The organism is Roseibium sp. JB4-4 (assembly GCF_055693425.1).
Map to the genome: position 1 here is coordinate 3,180,243 of NZ_CM146333.1, position 18,497 is coordinate 3,198,739.

The 18,497-nt window shown below is 54.1% G+C and carries 14 protein-coding genes; 3 read left to right on the forward strand and 11 right to left on the reverse strand.

What is annotated here, in order from left to right; translation table 11 throughout:
• Positions 1 to 67 precede the first annotated feature (67 nt).
• The gene (locus ACZ1HV_RS14835) at positions 68 to 1,063 is read right to left on the reverse strand and encodes an ABC transporter substrate-binding protein (RefSeq protein ID WP_298821687.1); all 996 of its coding nucleotides are present in this window, start codon (positions 1,061 to 1,063) and stop codon (positions 68 to 70) included.
• Positions 1,064 to 1,463: 400 nt separating this feature from the next.
• Here ACZ1HV_RS14835 and ACZ1HV_RS14840 point away from each other — a divergent pair, with 400 nt between their 5' ends.
• Positions 1,464 to 2,159, forward strand: coding sequence for a nitroreductase family protein (locus tag ACZ1HV_RS14840; protein ID WP_298822048.1), 696 nt, complete (start codon positions 1,464 to 1,466; stop codon positions 2,157 to 2,159).
• Between the two features lie 7 nt (positions 2,160 to 2,166).
• Here the strand turns inward: ACZ1HV_RS14840 and ACZ1HV_RS14845 are convergent, their stop codons facing one another.
• The 7 genes from ACZ1HV_RS14845 to ACZ1HV_RS14875 are packed head-to-tail and all read right to left on the reverse strand — an operon-like array spanning position 2,167 to position 9,688.
• On the reverse strand, positions 2,167 to 4,002 hold the full coding sequence (locus ACZ1HV_RS14845) for a V-type ATP synthase subunit A (protein ID WP_472715599.1): 1,836 nt from the start codon (positions 4,000 to 4,002) through the stop codon (positions 2,167 to 2,169).
• The gene (locus tag ACZ1HV_RS14850; RefSeq protein ID WP_472715600.1) at positions 3,999 to 4,748 is read right to left on the reverse strand and encodes a hypothetical protein; all 750 of its coding nucleotides are present in this window, start codon (positions 4,746 to 4,748) and stop codon (positions 3,999 to 4,001) included. The genes ACZ1HV_RS14845 and ACZ1HV_RS14850 overlap by 4 nt, the downstream gene beginning before the upstream one ends.
• Positions 4,749 to 4,750: 2 nt before the next feature.
• Positions 4,751 to 5,452, reverse strand: a complete 702-nt coding sequence (locus tag ACZ1HV_RS14855; protein WP_298822051.1) for a hypothetical protein — start codon at positions 5,450 to 5,452, stop codon at positions 4,751 to 4,753.
• Between the two features lie 9 nt (positions 5,453 to 5,461).
• Positions 5,462 to 5,911 carry an ATP synthase subunit C gene (locus ACZ1HV_RS14860; RefSeq protein WP_152498992.1) on the reverse strand — a complete coding sequence of 150 codons (450 nt, stop codon included), beginning with the start codon at positions 5,909 to 5,911 and terminating at the stop codon, positions 5,462 to 5,464.
• Positions 5,908 to 7,701 carry a V-type ATP synthase subunit I gene (locus ACZ1HV_RS14865; RefSeq protein WP_472715601.1) on the reverse strand — a complete coding sequence of 598 codons (1,794 nt, stop codon included), beginning with the start codon at positions 7,699 to 7,701 and terminating at the stop codon, positions 5,908 to 5,910. Before ACZ1HV_RS14865 ends, ACZ1HV_RS14860 begins: the two co-directional genes overlap by 4 nt.
• Positions 7,698 to 8,321, reverse strand: a complete 624-nt coding sequence (locus ACZ1HV_RS14870) for a V-type ATP synthase subunit D (protein WP_472715602.1) — start codon at positions 8,319 to 8,321, stop codon at positions 7,698 to 7,700. Before ACZ1HV_RS14870 ends, ACZ1HV_RS14865 begins: the two co-directional genes overlap by 4 nt.
• Positions 8,321 to 9,688: a V-type ATP synthase subunit B gene (locus tag ACZ1HV_RS14875; RefSeq protein WP_298963531.1), complete on the reverse strand. Its 1,368-nt coding sequence runs from the start codon at positions 9,686 to 9,688 to the stop codon at positions 8,321 to 8,323. The genes ACZ1HV_RS14870 and ACZ1HV_RS14875 overlap by 1 nt, the downstream gene beginning before the upstream one ends.
• Positions 9,689 to 10,427: 739 nt before the next feature.
• Here ACZ1HV_RS14875 and ACZ1HV_RS14880 point away from each other — a divergent pair.
• Positions 10,428 to 12,203, forward strand: coding sequence for an ethylbenzene dehydrogenase-related protein (locus tag ACZ1HV_RS14880; protein WP_472715603.1), 1,776 nt, complete (start codon positions 10,428 to 10,430; stop codon positions 12,201 to 12,203).
• 23 nt (positions 12,204 to 12,226) lie between these two features.
• Positions 12,227 to 13,243, forward strand: coding sequence for a 2Fe-2S iron-sulfur cluster-binding protein (locus ACZ1HV_RS14885; protein ID WP_472715604.1), 1,017 nt, complete (start codon positions 12,227 to 12,229; stop codon positions 13,241 to 13,243).
• A 14-nt stretch (positions 13,244 to 13,257) separates the two neighbouring features.
• On the opposite strand, the gene ACZ1HV_RS14890 is transcribed toward ACZ1HV_RS14885, so the two are convergent.
• The 3 genes from ACZ1HV_RS14890 to ACZ1HV_RS14900 form a co-directional block, all read right to left on the reverse strand.
• Positions 13,258 to 16,149: a putative bifunctional diguanylate cyclase/phosphodiesterase gene (locus ACZ1HV_RS14890; protein WP_298822057.1), complete on the reverse strand. Its 2,892-nt coding sequence runs from the start codon at positions 16,147 to 16,149 to the stop codon at positions 13,258 to 13,260.
• A gap of 15 nt (positions 16,150 to 16,164) precedes the next feature.
• Positions 16,165 to 16,968 (reverse strand): PstS family phosphate ABC transporter substrate-binding protein, encoded by an 804-nt coding sequence (locus ACZ1HV_RS14895; protein ID WP_298822058.1) that lies wholly within the window; start codon positions 16,966 to 16,968, stop codon positions 16,165 to 16,167.
• Positions 16,969 to 17,443: 475 nt separating this feature from the next.
• Positions 17,444 to 18,496, reverse strand: coding sequence for a LacI family DNA-binding transcriptional regulator (locus ACZ1HV_RS14900; RefSeq protein ID WP_472715605.1), 1,053 nt, complete (start codon positions 18,494 to 18,496; stop codon positions 17,444 to 17,446).
• Position 18,497 lies beyond the last annotated feature (1 nt).

The window sequence follows — 18,497 nt, forward strand, 5'->3', positions numbered from 1 at the left end:
CTACGCCAACCAAAAAAGGCCGCCCGTTGGACGGCCTTTCCGGATGCTTATTTGAGTATTTTCTGCCTTAGAGCTTGTCGGTCACTACAGTTGAAGTGGCGCCTTCCGGCTCCTTCGTGATGACCGGATCGGAACCGCCTGAAAGCAGCGACTTGACCGTACGATTATAAGCTTCCATGTCGAGCTTGCCGTCGGACCCGTCAACCAGCTTGTTGATCTCGCCAACCATGCGGATCTGGTGCTTCTCGGTCTGCGCGCCTGTCGCATCGTTCTCAAGCACGATTTCGGCGGCTTCTTCCGGGTTCGCTGCCGAATATTCCCAGCCCTTCATGGTTGCTTTGACGAACCGCGCCAATTTGTCGACCATTGCCGGATCTTCCAGGCTGGACTCCACCACATAAAGGCCGTCCTCCAGGGTTGCGACACCCTGATCTTCATACTTGAAGACAATCAGCTCATCTTCCGGAATGCCCGCATCAATGACCTGCCAATATTCATTGTAGGTCATGGTGGAGATGCAGTCGGCCTGTTTCTGGAGCAGCGGATCCACGTTGAAGCCCTGCTTGAGAACCGTCACGCCGCCTTCGCTACCATCCGTCGGAATGCCCAACTGGCTCATCCAGGACAGAAACGGGTATTCGTTGCCGAAAAACCAGACACCCAGGGTCTTGCCCTTGAAGTCTTCCGGCGATGTGATGCCAGTGTCCTTACGGCATGTCAGCATCATCCCGGATTTCTTGAAAGGCTGTGCGATGTTGACCAACGGCACACCTTTTTCGCGGGACGCCAAAGCGGACGGCATCCAGTCGATGATCACGTCTGCGCCACCACCGGCAATAACCTGAGGCGGTGCGATGTCAGGGCCGCCGGGCTTGATCGTTACATCCAGGCCTTCTTCTTCATAAAAGCCCTTGTCCTTGGCGACGTAGTAGCCGGCGAATTGTCCCTGTGTGACCCATTTCAGCTGCAACGTCAGTTCGTCCGCGGCATGCGCCGCGCCCGAAACCAGGCCTGCGCCCAAGACGGACACAAGCGCCAGATTCTTCAATGCCTTCATTGCCATTCCCCTATTGGTTACGAGCCACGTCACGTGGACATGACCCTTCTCTGGAATTCACCAATCTATGCTGAACCAACCGGCGAGTGTTTTAAAGCCGCCGTCTTGGGTGCCAGCAATATGGTCGTGTTGCCTGCTACGGGGCATTTACCTTCTCGTGCACAGGTCACTGACCATTTGGTCAAGAAAATCTAGGAAGCTGCCCCGTCTCCGGTCAAGGTTATTTTTTAATCAAGCGGATATAAGAGCCAATTTACGTGCAGATCCAGGTTGCGGAGCACGAAATTGGGATTTTTGGTTGCCTAACGCACAGGAAGACGATCCATTGTTCGATTTTTATGGAGCCGTCTGCCGGCAACCGACGCAATTCAGCGGCGTCTCGGCAGCGAAACCGGGTAGATGATACATGATTGCCAAATCTGCGCTCGACTATCGACCGCTTCCCTTGCCTGACCGTCGGCAGTTTACCGATGAAGAAATGCAGGCAAGAGCTGATGCATTTCTTGAAGATGTGCGCACACGCCACACGATCCGGCATTTTTCCGATCGTCCAGTGGATAGAGCCGTCATTGAAACCTGTATCCGTGCTGCTGGAACCGCACCGAGTGGCGCCAACCATCAGCCCTGGCATTTCGTTGCGATTGCCAGCCCTGCCTTGAAACGCACGATCCGTGAAGCTGCAGAAGAAGAAGAGAAGAAATTCTATGCGGGCGGCGCCGGGGATGAATGGATCAAGGCGCTTGAGCCGATCGGAACCAATGCAGACAAACCGCATCTGGAGATTGCCCCCTGGCTGATCGTGATTTTTGCACAGCGCTGGGGAACCTTTGACGACGGCACCCGGTACAAGCATTACTATGTCCCGGAAAGTGTCGGCATTGCTACAGGCGTGCTGATCACGGCGCTGCATCATGCCGGATTGTCGACACTGACGCACACGCCCAACCCGATGAAGTTCCTGAACGAAATTCTTCAACGACCGGAGGCTGAAAAACCGGTCATGATTCTTGCAGCCGGTCACCCGGCGGATGATGCGACCGTGCCCGCAGCGGCAAAACTGAAGAAACCACTAGACCAGATCCTGAGCGTCTTTGACGACTAGGAACAGTTTAGCCGGTCATATGGCTCGGAGCTGCTGTAACATTGTTCTTTATCTTTTCAACAAGGTCCTTGCGTTCCTGGCTGCCGTCAGCTGAATAGTTGAGATTCTTGAAGAGAGACGTTTGTTCTGTGAAAAATTTGCGCACGGTGTCCTTGTCGTCGAAGGCAAAATCCGTAGTGGCAATCTTGTAGATCAGTTCAAAGGTCTCCTGCTGGCGTTCCAGCGGCGCAGAAGCATCGACATCATCAAAAGCATCCTGCTGCAAATAGACCATGTCGAGAAAGAGCGCCTTTTGTTGAAGGACAAAATCCTCGGTGGAGACACCCTCTTCACCGGTTACCTGCATCATGCGCGTGATTTCGTCGCCTTTACCCAAAAGGTCGATCATCTCTTCAACGCGCGGTACCCAGTTTGGACCGATGTTGTTTTGATACCACTCGCCCAGCTGCGCGTGATAGCGAGACCATGAAAGAAGCGGATCGACAGCTGGATAGAAGCGTTTGTAGGCACGTTCGGAAGACAGTCCCAGGAAGGTTTTCACCGTTCCGAGTGTCGACTGGGTTACCGGCTCTTCAAAGTTGCCACCGGCCGGTGACACCGTGCCGATCATGGTCAGACTTCCCGTTTCGCCAGCGGCTGTTTTCAGAACGCCTGCGCGCTCATAAACGCCCTTGATCGACGAATCCAGGTAGGCTGGAAAGGCTTCCTCACCCGGGATCTCCTCAAGCCTTCCGGAGGTCTCGCGCATGGCCTGTGCCCAGCGCGAGGTGCTGTCGGCAATCAGCAGCACGTCATAGCCCATCTGACGGTAGTATTCGCCAAGAGTGATGCCGGTATAAATCGATGCCTCGCGCGCTGCGACCGGCATTGAAGACGTGTTGCAGATGATGACGGTTCGATCCATCAGTGTGCCGTCGCCGGAAGGATCAGGTTGATGCGGAAACTCAGTGATCGTTTCAACGACTTCACCGGCGCGCTCGCCGCAGGCGACGACTATCACAATGTTGACGGCTGAAAATCGCGAAATCAGAGATTGAAGCACTGTTTTACCGGCTCCGAATGGCCCGGGAATGCAACCCATCCCTCCACGCGCAATCGGAAAGAACGTGTCGATGAGGCGCAAGGTAGTGATAAGCGGTTCACTTGGATAAAGCCTTTCGCTTTGCCCTGCCTTCACGAGTCTTTCTGGCAACGCCCTCCGCACCGGCCAATGCTGCACCATGGTGAGATCACGGGTATCGCCTCTGTCATTCTTGATGGTGGCGACCACTTCGTTGATGGTGAAAGTGCCTTCTCGGATCCGATCAATCGTCCAGGTGCCCGAAAGCGTAAAAGGGGCCATTATCTTGTGCTGGAAGCGTCCCTCGGGAACCGTACCAACGGTGTCGCCTGCCTTGACCCTGTCTCCCGATTTGACCGCGGGCAAAAAAGACCACTTCCGGTTTTGGTCAAGCGCGTTTGTCAGGACGCCGCGTGGTAGAAAAAACCCATGTTCAGCAGCGATATCGGCCAGCGGGTTCTGCAATCCATCAAACACGGTGCTGAGAAGGCCGGGACCAAGCGCAACGGACAGCATCTCACCGCTCTGGATCACCTTGTCGCCAACCCGAACACCGGATGTGCTTTCGAAGACCTGTGCTTCAGCGGATTTGCCGCGAACGCGCAGAACCTCAGCTTTCAGATATTCGCGTGGTTTGCCATCCCGTTCCGGGCCATGCGGAACGATATAAACCACTTCATTCTTGATCAGAGGAGCATTCCCAATCGGTGACAGTGTGACAAGATCGTCTTGCACGGCAACGATCTCGGCTGTTGGGTCGGGAAGTTGAACATGACTGGTCACGACGAGGACCTCTCAAGAGGTGAAAAGGTGTCGGAAAAAAATCCTTGCGGCTTCGGCAGGCTGATATCTGCATCTGGCCCTTTAAGCGCCAGCGAGACCAGAGCCTCCAGGCGATCTCTGGCATCGGCCTCGTTGTAGCGCGTCCATCGCTCTACAATTACCCAGCGCAACACATAGATGCCGACCGCTTCAAAGTCGAAATCATGCATCGTTCCGTAGTGATCGAGCTGCCGGACTACCTCTGTCAGTACCAGACGCTCCATCGAAATATGATCACCGGATTGCATCAGTCGATAGGCTTCGGAGAGCCAAGGCATGAAGTGTCCGAGACCGAATGCAGGGTCGCTCCAGTTCGACTTTATCGACGCACACCAGCGGCCCATACCCCAGTTGTCGATATCCCCGGCACTTTCCTGTCCATTCCGGCGGCGGCGCAAGGCAGCAATCAGTGTTCGCGTTTCCATGCGTGCACCAACAAGGTGCTGCAGATCGGGATAGTCTTTCAGGTCCGCAATGATCCTGTTGGCTCTGCGAATGACTTCCGCATCCTGGTCGTATCTCGCCACACCTGCCCAGGCAGTCACCTCAACCATTTCCTTCAACAACGCCGCATGCTGCGGTTCCAGCATCGACAGGCGCTGTTTCAGCCGGAAATCCGATATAGGCAGTTCCTTGAGCGAAAACAGTCTCCCGAGATGAGGCAAGCTGGTGACAAGCGAAATATATTGATGCGGATTGGACGTCATTATTAGCGTAACACCCCTTCCATCACGGCTCGCAATCGCGGCTGCAAGTGACGTTTCAGCAGCGTAGCAATAGCGTCCTCCGTCAGATCGATGGATACATCCCGATCCGTCAGTTTAACCTTTATTCCGTCGAAGCCTGGTGCCGTGGAGAACGTCACCCCTGCACGCAGTGCATCGCCTGCAAGCACCAACACAAAATGGGTCAGCGTTCCCGGCTCGACCGCCTCGGGAGACTGCTTCAGCTCCTCGAAGCTGACGACCTTTTCCGGCAACACGATTTCCATCGGTTCCGTGTCGCTGACAGACGCGTTGTCACGCGCAATTCCGGCCATCGCCAGAATGAGTTTTTGTAAGAAAGCCTCGTCGGCGAGAGTTGTGCCGACCAGTCTTCCGGCTTCCTGTTGAATGCGGTCACCCAACTCGTTCCTGAGGCTCAGGACAAGATCGCGCGCCGCGACCTTGAGCCCGTCTTCCGTAGCAGCTTTTTCCTTTGCGGCCTCAGCGCGCGCTGTCGCCAAGAGATTATCTGCCCGCTCCTGTGCTTCCGATACAATTTCCTCTGCCTTTGCCTTGGCTTTGGCAAGAATGTCGTCGGCTTCTGACTGACCCGCGGCAACGCCTTCGGATTTCAGCCGATTGATCAGGGCCTGCACCCCAGCACCAGCTGCGTTTTCGAGCTCTTGTGCGGTATCATGCTTTGACATGTTGCCCTCCTAACTCGGGATCGAACCGGCAAGCACAAGCGCGAAGACAAGGGCAAAAACGGAAAACCCTTCCAATACCGCGGCAGGCGCCAGCGATATGCCGAATATTTCCGGTTTGGCCTTTGAAGCATGAATGGCCGAAGCCAACACTTCTCCCTGGCGAATTCCGGTGAAAAGCATCGTGAACCCGGACAGGACACCGATGCCGAAGAGCGCGGCACCGTTCGCGGCATCGACTTGTGATTGCTGCAGTGAGAACATGATGACGATGCCATAGATCACCTGGGAGGACGGCATCAGAGAGACACCGATGAAACGGCCATAACCGCCATCACTGTCGAGCATTGCACCGATTGCGGCACTGCCACCAAGAGCGCACCCCCAGGCACTGCCAATGGCACCAAGAGCGACAGGGGCATAGAGCCCGAACCAACCGAGAGCCACAACGAATTCGTTCACAGGCGTGTCTCCTCTTTCTTGAACGGACGGAAAGGCGTGCCTTCGTCCTTCAAACCCCAATTGAAAAACTCAATGACATTCAGGCGCAGGCCATGCACACAGCCTGCGATCAGTCCAAGACCAATGTTGATGGCGTGTCCGATTGCCAGAACCAGAATGGCGATGAGAATGCCGATGCCCGGAACCGACTGATTGAGCTGGCCGGACAGCGAATTGATCGTCTCTGCAAGCGAGGCCGCTGCAAGCCCCAGGGCGAACAGACGCATGTAGCTCAGCACGTCGGAGAAGATGTTGACGATCCGGGCAAGCGCGGCGAGACCGTCGAAAATACGCAGTCCACCCGTGGAAACCGAATCGACTTTCCGGTCACTGCCGAAGAAACCGACCAGCAGCAATCCGGCGATGACACTGATCGGGCCGATTGTCGCAATGACCGTTCCCTGGCCCAGGAAGGTTGCGAGCCCCCCGAGCGCCACCAGGCACCAACCGACTGGTTGATAGCGACCGCTCGGTGTCTGTTCGTGCCATGCACGCAAGAGATTGGCGATCACGATGTGCACAACGCCGATGGTCAGCGTGATCTTCATCATCGTGTCAACGTCTTTGAGGTGCAGGATCTTGAGATGGTCGAGATAACTGCCTTCAGGCGGTGCGACGCCAAAGTAACTGCCCGTGACAACACCGAACGCTGCCGTAGACACCATCAGCCAGCAGGACATGCGATACATTCGGCGACCAAGCGCTGACCCGGTAAATTTTTTGCGGAAAAGAAACAACAGCAGAAGCAGAAACAACCCATATCCCGCATCGGTCATGATCATGCCGAAGAAAATGATAAAGGACACGTAGACAATGACCGACGGGTCCCAGTCCCGGTAAGCCGGGGTCTGATAGAATTCGACCAAGTCCTCGCCGGCTTCCATCGAGCGCGTGTTTTCCAGGAGCGTCGGCGGTGCGTCTTCGTCTTTGACATCTTCAAACAGCGCTGCGATGTCAAGCTTTGAGGCGAGTGCATCGATCTCACTTACCTGATCCCGGCGCGCCCAGGCCTGCAAGACAAAAACCCGGCCCGTATCGGCGGTTTCAAGCGCCGCCCGTCGACGGGCGGAAGTGTCGCGCGCTGCGGACAGATTTTGCGCCAGAATATATCGCCACTTTGTCAGTGTCTGACGTTCAAGTTCCAATTCTTCCAGATCAATTGCCGCTTCCTCATGGCGTTGCTTCAGCGCTGAGAGCGGCATCGCACCGACGTGGGTTCGCGGCACCGGCATGGCACCAACCGGCGGTTCTTCAGGTGCCAGCAAAACGATATAGCTGCGGAACCTGTCCTCGTGTACGGTTTCAAGGACCTTGTCAGATGGGTCTATCTCTCTCAGCTTGCCGTTGGGCACCACATAGAACCACAGCCTGTTGTCACCAATTTCAGCCAGATCTGAAAAACTGAATTCGCCCCAGGGTTCAACGTCCTGAATGCGTTTATCCAGTTTTGCCAGCAGATCCTGGCAGGACTTAAGAGCTTTGCGGTTTTCAAGCGTCTTTTCGACCACGTCATCGAGATCGAATTTGTCGTCCCTGGTTTCCGGGCGGCGCTGATCCGGGCAATCGACCAACCAGCGCAGTGCATCCACCGCGTCTCTGCCAAGACCGGCCGGAACAGCCTCCAGTTCCTTTTGTGCCGAGACGAGCGGAATCAAATGCAGCGCTCCAAAAGCCTGCGCAGCTTCAAGTACCGTGTGCTTGTCGTCCAGAACTCCAACCAAATTCACTTTGATCAGCGGAACGATGCTCATAGCTCGGCCATCCGTTTGTCTGCCCCACGAGCTGCCGTTTTGCGCTTGGAAATCTTAGCGCGCACAACAGCATCTCTTTCGGCATCGGCAAGGGCTGTCCGGATTCTCTTGATATTGCGCACCGCTTGCGGAATGAGAACTTTTTCAAACAGATTTACCCTCCGTGAAATCACGGCTTCCGCTTCAACCAACCGCTTGATGCGCTCGTTGGCGACATCGCGCTCCATGTTCAAACACAACAGCTCCTGCATTCCTTCCACATAAGGATCGACCCAATGCGGGCGGGCCAACAAGGAATAGGGCCGGGTTTCCACATCGACACTTTCGAGGGTCGGCAACTTGGTACCCGAGAGGTTCTGCTCTCCTTTGGAGACCCCTTTCAATGCAACCAATCCTTCAAGCGGTACATGCCTGTTTGCAAGCATTGGCAGCGATTTCGCCAGATCTGAAATCCGATCCTGGTATGCCTTTTCGAGTTGAACCGCCGTTTCCTTGGCTTTGGCGCGCTCCGCCATGATCTGAAGCCGTTTCAGCTCCAGAGAAGGCAGAAATCGTTTGTACTCGGCAAGATGTGCGCTCTCTCTCGCCAACGACGATTTATTGAGCGCCAGTCTGGCCATCAGGCTGCCTCCTCATCCGAAGACTTTGCAACTGAGGCCTTTGCCGGAAAGTACTTGTCGATCAGGCCTTGCTTCATCAAAAGCTGTTCGGGCTCGAAGCATTCAGCCAATGTCTTCCAGCAAAGATCCAGCGCCTCCTCCAGGGGTATCGACACTTCAATGTCCATGAACCGTTCCCGGAACAGACCGCCAAACTTCAGCAGCTGCCGGTCGTAGTCCGACAATTCAAATGCCATCGACTGTTTCTGCTCAGCGTCGCGTGCACCGGAATAGAACCGGATCATCGTGTTCATGATCTGGTTGTGATCCTCACGCGTCACCTTACCGATCACATGCTGTTTCAGTCTGGAAAGAGAGCCGAAGGGATCAAGAACCCCGCTGTGAAGATAAAACTGACCCTCTGTAATGTAGCCGGTGTTGTCTGGAACAGGGTGCGTGACATCATTGCCGGGCATCGTCGTGACAGTCAGGATGGTGACGGAACCGGATCCTTTGAAATCGCAAGCTTTTTCATATCGGCGCGCCAGCTGCGAATAAAGGTCGCCCGGATACCCTCGGTTGGCCGGGACGCGCTCCATCGCAATGGAAACTTCTTTCATCGCATCGGCAAAAGCGGTCATGTCCGTGAGAAGAACCAGGACACGCTTGCCTTCCTCGACAGCGAACTTTTCAGCAACCGCCAGCGCCATATCCGGTACCTGCAAACGTTCCACGACCGGGTCTGAAGCCTGATTGATGAACATCACGGTGCGTGGAAAGACGCCCGCATCCTCGAATTGCTTTCTGAAAAACGAATAGTCGTCGAATATCAGGCCCAACCCGCCGAACACAACAATGTCCGCATCCGCCTGAATCCCGATCCTGGCCAGAAACGGATTGTAGGGTTCACCTGAAACCGAAAAGATCGGAATCTTCTGACTTTCAACGAGACAGTTGAAAATGTCGATCATCGGCACATCCGTGCGGATCATTCGCGAGGCCAAAACACGTTTCATCGGATTGGCAGACGGCCCGCCGATCGGAACGGCTGGATCGCTCGACAAGTCAGGTCCCTGATCTATCGGGTGACCGGCACCATTGAAGACCCGGCCAAGTATGTTGTCCGAGTATGTGACTTTGGCGGCTTCGCCGAGAAAACGGACCGAGGCGTTGTTTGCCAATCCCTTGGTACCGGAATTAACCTGAAGCGAGACCATGTCCTGATCGATGTTAATGACTTGCGCGAGCGAGGCATTGCCGTCCCCGCCATCGACAAGGGCCAGATCGCCCAGGCAGGGCCGCCCCTCAGAATCCGCTTTGGTGGACGACACCTGAATGCGAATGATGTCGCCAACGATATCAATTATCCGCGTATGGGAGACCAGCATATATGCCCCATTGTCTTCAAACGACTGTCTTCCAAGACCAGTAACATCGAAGCCCTTTGCCGACCGGCTGCTACTGTTTTTCCTGCAACGGAAATCATCTTAGGCGGGTTTTTGAGCCAGTTACAACCAGATTGACACTGCCGCCCATCGTCCGCTTCAACTCTGTTGAAGATAGGTGGGAACGAGTTGCGCCCCCATGACCTGGATCAACATTGGAACGACACACATCGCCAGACAATAATCGGCCTTTTCTCCTCAAGCGATCTGGGTTGCTCATCTGCTTTCCCATGCAGCACAATCGTCGAGCTGGCAGCTTTACCGGACACCGGCTTTCGGTATTTATGCAGTACACAAATATTTCAGTTCCGCAGCGGCCGGATTACACCGCTTTAAATTCATTGGATTTATTTAAGCACTAGGTATTTTTTACGGTAAATACTTTAACCTGACGTTGAATTCTTTTGTCTGAATTTGCTTTGTACTTATCATCAGCGTCAAGTTATACTTTGGAAATTCTCTAAATATATTTATTCATCTAAGTACTATGTGCAGATTAGACTGATTAATGAATTCATTATTATGCACGCATAGGTTTATCTTTAGTTGTAAATAGCATTTTTTCTAATTTTTTTCCCAAGTTTTGCTTCTTAGTCTTAAACTCCGCGCCTGTCTTCTAATATTCGCGCACCGATTCGCGCAAAGCGTGTACGGAATCGGTTTTGGTTTCTGGAGGGGAAAATTGACGGATCACACATTAGAGCTCACTGCTCCGCCAAATGATACCAAACACAACGACCAGACCAATATTCCTACAGCTCAAGGCAGCGCCTCCCGACGACCTGAGGACAAGCAACCGCCTGTGCGTAGTGATCTGGGAACCATTCTGCTTCACTGGACGCTGACCATTGCGATCTTCGCGAGCCTGTTGACCGGCCTCCGCCTTTCTTCCGACGCAGAAGATGCATGGTTTTCAAAGTTGTTCGAACCGATATTGCCACAAGGCGAAATCTGGACCTGGCACTATGTGTCGGCCATTTTCGTGCTGGCGGTTATCTTCGCTTATGCTGCCTATATGTCGTTTGCCCGCTTGAAACGGCGCATTTCGACCAAGAAAGCCGTTGTTCTGACGCTCCCGGCAAGCACCAAGCTGCGGCTTGCGGCTGTCAATGTCATCGCCTACTGGATCCTGTTTGGCGCTGTTCTCACCCTTTCTGCTACCGGTGTGCTTCTCTATCTGGGTCATGGCGGGATCTGGGTCACCGTTCACTACATCGCCGCACTTACGGTGCTTGGCTACATCGTTGCCCACGTGGTTCTGCATTATTTCTATGGCGGGATCGCACAGCTTCTGCGCCTGTTCCGGCCTCAGAAACTCCGTCGATTCCCGGGCATGAGCCGGCACCCCCTGGCGGCGTCGCTTGCTATCGGGGCGGTGGTTCTGGCAGGCGCCGTCGCGCTCGATTTCTCCACGAGGGATGACCTTATCGTTGCCAACGCCACTGAGCTTCCTGCGTTGGACGGCGAAATGGACGAAGCAATCTGGAACAGTGCGAAACCCATTTTTGTCAGGACGCAACAAGGGTCCGGCCTCGACAAGACGGGAGAATCCACCGTCGAGATCCGCGCCGTTCAGGTGGGTGACAAGATCGCATTCGGTTTTCGTTGGGAAGACAGCAACCGGTCTTTGAAACGCCACCCACTGATCAAGACCGAAGACGGCTGGCGGATGCTCAACAACCGTGCCGATATCTCGGACGAAACCGATTATTACGAAGACAAGTTTTCGGTCGCCTTTTCCAAGTCGGATGCCTTTGGCGGAGGCGCGTCAACGCATATGGGCCCCAAGCCGCTAAGCGACAAACCAGGCGCCTTCAACTATCGCGGCCTTCACTATACCACCGACGGCAGTCTGCTTGACGTCTGGCAGTGGAAGGCCTCGCGCGGTGGCATGCTGGGGAAGGTCGATGACATGTGGTTCGGCACACCAATCGAACCGAATGAGGCTCAGGCCGCTGGCAAAAAACGCTACAGCGCTGGCTATTCGGCAGACGAGGGCAAATCCTTCTACATCTATAACTACAAGAAAAAATCCGGCTCCAACTACGAAAACACAGTCGACGTGGTGCGGCTGCCGGTGGATCTTGAAAAAACCGTCGCCCAGATGGGCAATATTGACCTCGATGTAGAGGCGACGGACGACCCGGGATCACAGTGGTGGATGTTTGAAGCAGAGAGCGTTCCCTATTCGCCGGAGATCGACGCAGGAATACCCGTTGGGACGATGATCCCCGGCGTCCTGATTATCGGAGAATACGAAGGTAGCCGCGCCGACCTTTCCGGCGGTTCAAAGTGGAAAGACGGTTATTGGACGCTTGAGATCATTCGCGACATGGACACCGGTAACCACCAGGATCTTCCCATGGAAGATGGCCTTTATGTCTGGGTCGCGGTGTTTGATCACAACCAAACGCGCCACACGCGTCATTCACGTCCGGTTCGCCTGACATTCAACTGATGCCTTCCCAACGGACCAAACTCATGTCGAAAAGCACCTGTACCGTTACGATCAACGGTAAAGAGATCAAGGCAAGTGTCGGCGACACGCTGATTGATGCCGGACTTGGTGGCCGCCTGGTCATCCCCCATGACTGCTGTTCGGGGCAATGTGAAACCTGCCGGGTTCGCGTGCTCAGTGGCGCTGTCGACGATTTGGGAACACGTGAGAAAAACACTGTCCTCGGGTGTCTTGCCGTCCTGGAGGGCGACGCAGAGATTTCTTACGATCCCGTTCCGATTGTAAAAACGATAAAAGGTACCGTCGACAGTGTGCAGACAATCAAGGAAGACTACCTTGAAGTGCGTGTCCGCACTGCCAAGAAGGTGACCTGGTTGCCCGGCCAATATCTGCGCGCAACGTTCGCCGGGTATCCGCCGCGCGATTACAGCCCGACGACCCCTCTCAATCTGGATGCGGAAGAAGAGGTGATCGTCTTTCACATCAAGGTTTATCCGGACAGCATCGTATCGTCGAAACTGGGCAGTCAGATTGCCAAAGGGCACGGTGTCAAACTGCGCGGCCCATTTGGCAATGCTTTCCTGCGTCAACAACCGGAGCCGATCGTTCTGACCTCGACAGGGACCGGCTTTGCGCCAATATGGGCGATTGCCGTTGCTGCAAGGCTGGGACAGCCGGACCGTGATATCAGGGTCATCTCGGGTGCTCGTACACGGGATGGACTTTATATGCGCGACGCAGTTCGCTGGTTGCAAAGCAACGATGTCCCGATATCTCTCACAGCCGGCGATGGCGATAACGAGACAGTCATGACTGCCCGACCGCAAGAGCTGGTTGGCGCGCTGACTTCCGATCACATCGTCTATTCCGCCGGCGCGCCCGCGCACGTGGATGCGATGCGCGAACTGGCATTGCAAGCCGGCGCCACTTTTTATGCCGATCCGTTCTACGTTGCTGAAGAAAGCAAAGGCATTCTTGCCTTTGCAAGCAGGCTCTTTCGCAAATCCGCACCACCACAACAAGCGGAGGCTGCAGAATAGAGCAATGACGGTGTTTATTGCGCGGCTGTTGTCACCGCCTGCGGGCATGTGAAAATTAGCTCGTTCGCCTGCATGACCGGCATCGGACGCCCAAGATAGTAACCCTGGGCATCGGTGCACCCAATATCGTTCAGCATGTCAAGCAGCTGCCGGGTTTCGACACCCTCAGCCGTCGTTGTCATGTTCAGGTTCTTCGCCAGCTCGATGACAGCTTTGACGATTGAGATCGAGTCATCAGAATATGCCATTGACCGGACAAAGGACTGATCGATCTTGATCTTGTCAAAGGGGAACCGCCTGAGATAACTCAGCGACGAATACCCGGTGCCAAAGTCGTCCATCGAAACCTTGACACCAAGCGACTTGGCCTGGTGAAGAGCTTCCAGAACATCCTCTGAATCTGTCAGCAAGACACTTTCTGTGACTTCCAGTTCAAGCCGGTCCGCTTTAAGACCCGATTTCATCAGCGCACCGATCAACACAGGCCCGAAGGCATTGCCACGCAACTGCCGAGGCGACAGGTTGACGGCTACCCGCATATGATCCGGCCAGCCGGCGGCGATCCTGCAGGCCTCTTCCAAAACCCACTCGCCAAGCTGAACAATCAGACCGGTGTCTTCGGCCAAAGGTATGAAATCACCGGGTGAGACCAGACCTCTCGTCGGGTGATTCCAGCGCAGCAACGCCTCGAAACCGGAGATCTGATAATCGCTCAACGTGTACTGCGGCTGGAAGTAAAGTTCCATTTCGCCATTTGCGGCTGCGTTGCGCAGATCCAGGATCAATTCGCGCCGGTCATTCACCTCGGTTCCCATGTCCTCTTCAAAGAAGCGGTAGGTGTTCCTGCCGTCTTCCTTGGCGCGATAAAGGGCAAGGTCCGCCTGTTTGAACAGCTCGTCGCCAACAGCTCCGTCAGCCTTGGCCACCGAGATGCCTATGCTGACGCCAATGACCAGGTCATGATCCGCGATTTGGAATGGCTGGGAGAGTTCCCAAATAATGGACTGCGCCAGTTCGTCGACCTGCTTCTGCTTGACGGGCAGGTCGGTCAGGATCGCGAATTCGTCACCGCCCAGACGCGCGACCAACTCACGATCTTCAAGCAGGTGTTTCAACCGTGCTGAAACCTGCCGCAAAAGCTCGTCGCCGATGGGATGTCCCAGAGAATCGTTGACGGTCTTGAACTCGTCGAGGTCCAGACAGAGAATTGCGAATTCGCCTCCCTGGACCTGCTGGCGCTTCAGGAGCAATTCCATCTGATCGCGGAATTCGATACGGTTGGGCAACTGGGTCAGCATGTCATGCCGCGCAAGGAAGGCCAGACGATCGCGCGCCTCCTGGCGCTCCGTGATATCCTCGGAGATCGCCACCCAACCGCCATCTGACAATGGTTGCCGGGTGGTCAGAACAATGCGGCCCGACCGGATCTTGACCATTTCCGTGCTTTGCGAGAAAGGCGCCGATTGATGCGCTTTCGTGAATGCCTCCGACAATTCGGTCTGGTCGGTGCTGACAGCCTCCGCATTCTGAAGAGCGGTCAGATCCCTGGCGGTCATGCCGGGCACGAGTTTGTCCTCGTCGAGTTCGAAAAGGTCTGCAAACCGCTGGTTCGATACGATCAGGCTACCGCTTGCATCAAACATGCAAAGCCCGTGCGACATGTTGTTGAGTGCCGCATCAAAGAGAACGTTCTGCTCGCGCAACTGCGCTTCTTGCGATCTCAGAATCGTGTTCTTTTCATGAACCCTGACCCGCAGAGCGTCGCGTTCCTTGACAGAGCGCTGCAACGAAACGACAGAACGCGCAATGTCTCCAACTTCGTCCAGCCGCTCCGTTCCGGCAACTTTCTTTTCAAAGTCGCCTGCGGCAATTCCTGTCAAAACCTTGGTAATGTCGGTCAGCGGCCGCGTGATCTGGCGAGAAAGGAGATAAGCGACCGAGGCAAAGGCGATCAACGTCAGAACACCGAACAGGAACAGCCACCTAAGCAGCTTGGCTTCTTCCTCCGAACCGATACGGGTCAGCTCGTTTTGGGTTTCGGTCAGCTTTTCGATCGGAACCAGCGCACATACCGTCACTGGCGCGACTGGCACGGCGCACTCTATGACATTGCTGCCACTGGCGGTGATGTTTGGTGTGGTCGCTGAAATCTGGAGATCGGCGAAATTACCTTTGAAATTCCCTCTGGAAATCACTTCGTCCTCAAAGACGACAGCAAGACCGAAGGAGTTGATCTTCGCCAGGTCGGAAAGCAGAGGTTCGTTGGACCGGATCCATCGTTGAGCCAGCAATCCGCCCACCGCGTATCCAAATTCATCGAAAACCGGTGTGAAGACGATTTGGGAAACAGTGTTGATGTGTTCGCCAGGAACAAAGATGCCTGTTTCAGAACGTGGCAATAGACGCGACAAGGTTTGCACGTCCCCCGGGAAACTCTCGTTGAGGGATGCGACGATCTCATCGAAAAAACTAAGTTCTGGAATATTCGATCCAAGTCGGACCAGGTCTGCCTCATAAGAAGAAGCGCCGATAACCCGCGCCTTCTCGTCAAGAACGACGATCCCGTCCATATCGGCCTGTTTCGCTGCCGGCCCCAGGAGCTCCGACATGGCAACAACATTTCGAGACATGACAGCATTGGACGTGTCATGGTGCTTGGCAATCGAGTTGACCCTTCGAAGCCGATCCTGAAACAGGAACTCCATCCGGGTTCCGGCAAGCTCCACGTCGGCGATCAACGTCTCAAGCAACCGAGACTGAGACAGTTTTAGTAGCTCGACCTCTTGTCGGGCCATGCTGTCTTCCAACTGATATGCCACCAGGCCAATCAGACCTGCAAACGCACACAGCGCTGTGAAAACAGCGCCGTAGGTATAGTGCCAAAGCAGGGACGAGTGACGTATCATGTTGCGATTGGGCCTTTAGTTAGACACCGGCACTCCGCCATAATTTCGGATCAGGCTGCGCGCCTGATCGGACTGGCTGAAGTCAATGAATGTCTTCATCTCACCATCCAAAGCGCCATCCTTATAGATAAGCGCCAGGGTCACCGCGCTTGGATAGGCCTCGCCCGTCGGATGATTGCCGTCGATTTTCAGAACGTTCAGTCCCTCTTCAAGCGGGCGGGAATAGGGTCCAAAGGCGATCGCTCCCTGAACGTCGCGCGCCGTCGAAATGGCGTCTTGCGTTGTCAGCGCTGTTTTGGATCGTGGCGAAAACGTCAGGTCTTTCCAGCCTGGCATCGTGTTGCGCAGAACCTGAAGAGTGCTGTCGGCATCTTCGCGCCTGACCAGCCGTACACGAAGATCCGCACCACCGAGTTCCGACCAATTGGTGATCTTGCCAGCATAGAGTTTTTTCAGGTCTTCACTTGAAAGAGCCTCAACTCCAGTCGAAGGATGGGTGAAAATGGCGCTTGGGATCTTGGCAATCGGCAGATAGACCAAACCATATTCAATCTCGCTGTCCTTCAGGGGCCTCGCCACCCGACCCAGCCGTTCAGTCCCTGAACTAACGGCTGCGATACCGCCGCCTGAACCAATGCTTGGGGGGATCTTGAGGTCAATTTCAGGATGAGCTTTTGAAAAGCCGTCACCCATTTCGCGCAACATTTCCAATCCATCGCCAGTGCCGACAACACTGAGTGCAGTTTGTGCACCAGCGACAGGCGACTGAACAAGGAGGGCAGACAGCGAAAGAACGAAGCAGAAGAAGGAGATCCGCATTTTTTCCACCAATTTGAGTTTGTATTATCTAGAATGCCATATTCAAGTTAATCAAACACTAAAACCCTGCCACAAGTTACAATTAACCTGTATTTAAATTGACTTTTATTAGTATTCATGCAGCTAGAATCTAATTATTCTTGCATAATCTTTAGGCATTATTTGCCGATAGGCTATTTTTTCCTAGCAGCCCAAATTGCTACAATCGTTTCGGGAAATCTTAATCTGTCAGCCCTTGAAGCAATCACTCACTTTTACATACGATTTGAAATTATTTTGATAGAACTATGAGTGATCGATGTGAAAACTACTGTGCGAGTGACAGATTTCATGATCTTCACAAATTAGTCAAACAGGCAATACAACCCTTACTATACTATAGCGTGTGCCAGTTTTCCGACGTTTCTGATCCGTCATCTACTTAACAAAATTGATAAAACTCATTATATTACAGATTATTGGAAAGCTTATGTGATCAAGCTTGAATGCCTGTTTCCTGCAAAATACTGGCTGCACTCTGCCGAACGACCAGTTTCACATCAATCATGACTGGTTCAGAGTGTTTATTGTCGATTGCATCGCCTGCGTGAATACACTCCAGGAGCAACCTGGCGGCCCTGGTTCCCAAAGCATGACGATCCTGACGGATCGTGGTCAGCGCAGGAACGTAGAATTCAGAAAGTTCAATGTCATCAAATCCAACGACTGATATGTCTCCAGGCACTTCCACACCTCGTGTCTTGAGCGTTGAAATCAATCCGAATGCAACCTGATCCGAAGCGCAGAAAATGGCTGTAGGCCTGTCTTCCATTGACAGGATTTTTTCTGCTGCTGCTCGGCCTGATTCCAGAGAGAAATCGCCACGAATGATCCATTCATCCCGCATCGGCAGACCGAGCTCAGCCCTTTCTGCCAGCATGCCCTCCCGCCGGACATGTGTCAGGACATTCTCCTGCGGTCCGGTAACATGCGCTATTTTCCGGTGTCCCAGTTCATAAAGATGCCTAACGGCCAACCTGGCACCCTGACCGTTGTCGCTTCGCACAGATGGCTGAGAGCTTCCCTGTTTCCATTCACACGCAAACACGATCCTGCCGTTCACGCCGTTTTCTTCAAACTGCCTAATTTCCTCGTCTGACAGCGCGCCATCCAGGCAAATCATGCCGTCAATCTGAGAATCCAGGAAGTAGTCGACGACGCGTTTTCCCGCTGTCGCATGATCTTTTGTATCGGCGATCAGAACAGAAAGGTCGCTTTCACCGAAAACTTCACTGATACCGGCAAGAATCTGCGAAAAAAACGGGTTTCCGAGGTTTGGAACCAGAACAAGAATTGCTCCGGCCTGACGCGTTCTAAGATTTCTTGCAGCCCGATTGACCCGGTAACCCGTGGAGCGAATGGCGCCGAAAACCGTTTCCCGCGTCGCTTCCGTCAAAAGCTCAGGATTGCTGAGCGCTCGACTGACCGTTGCCGTTGAAACTCCAGCTCTTTTGGCAACATCTCGAATTCTTATGGGCTTCTGCGCCAAT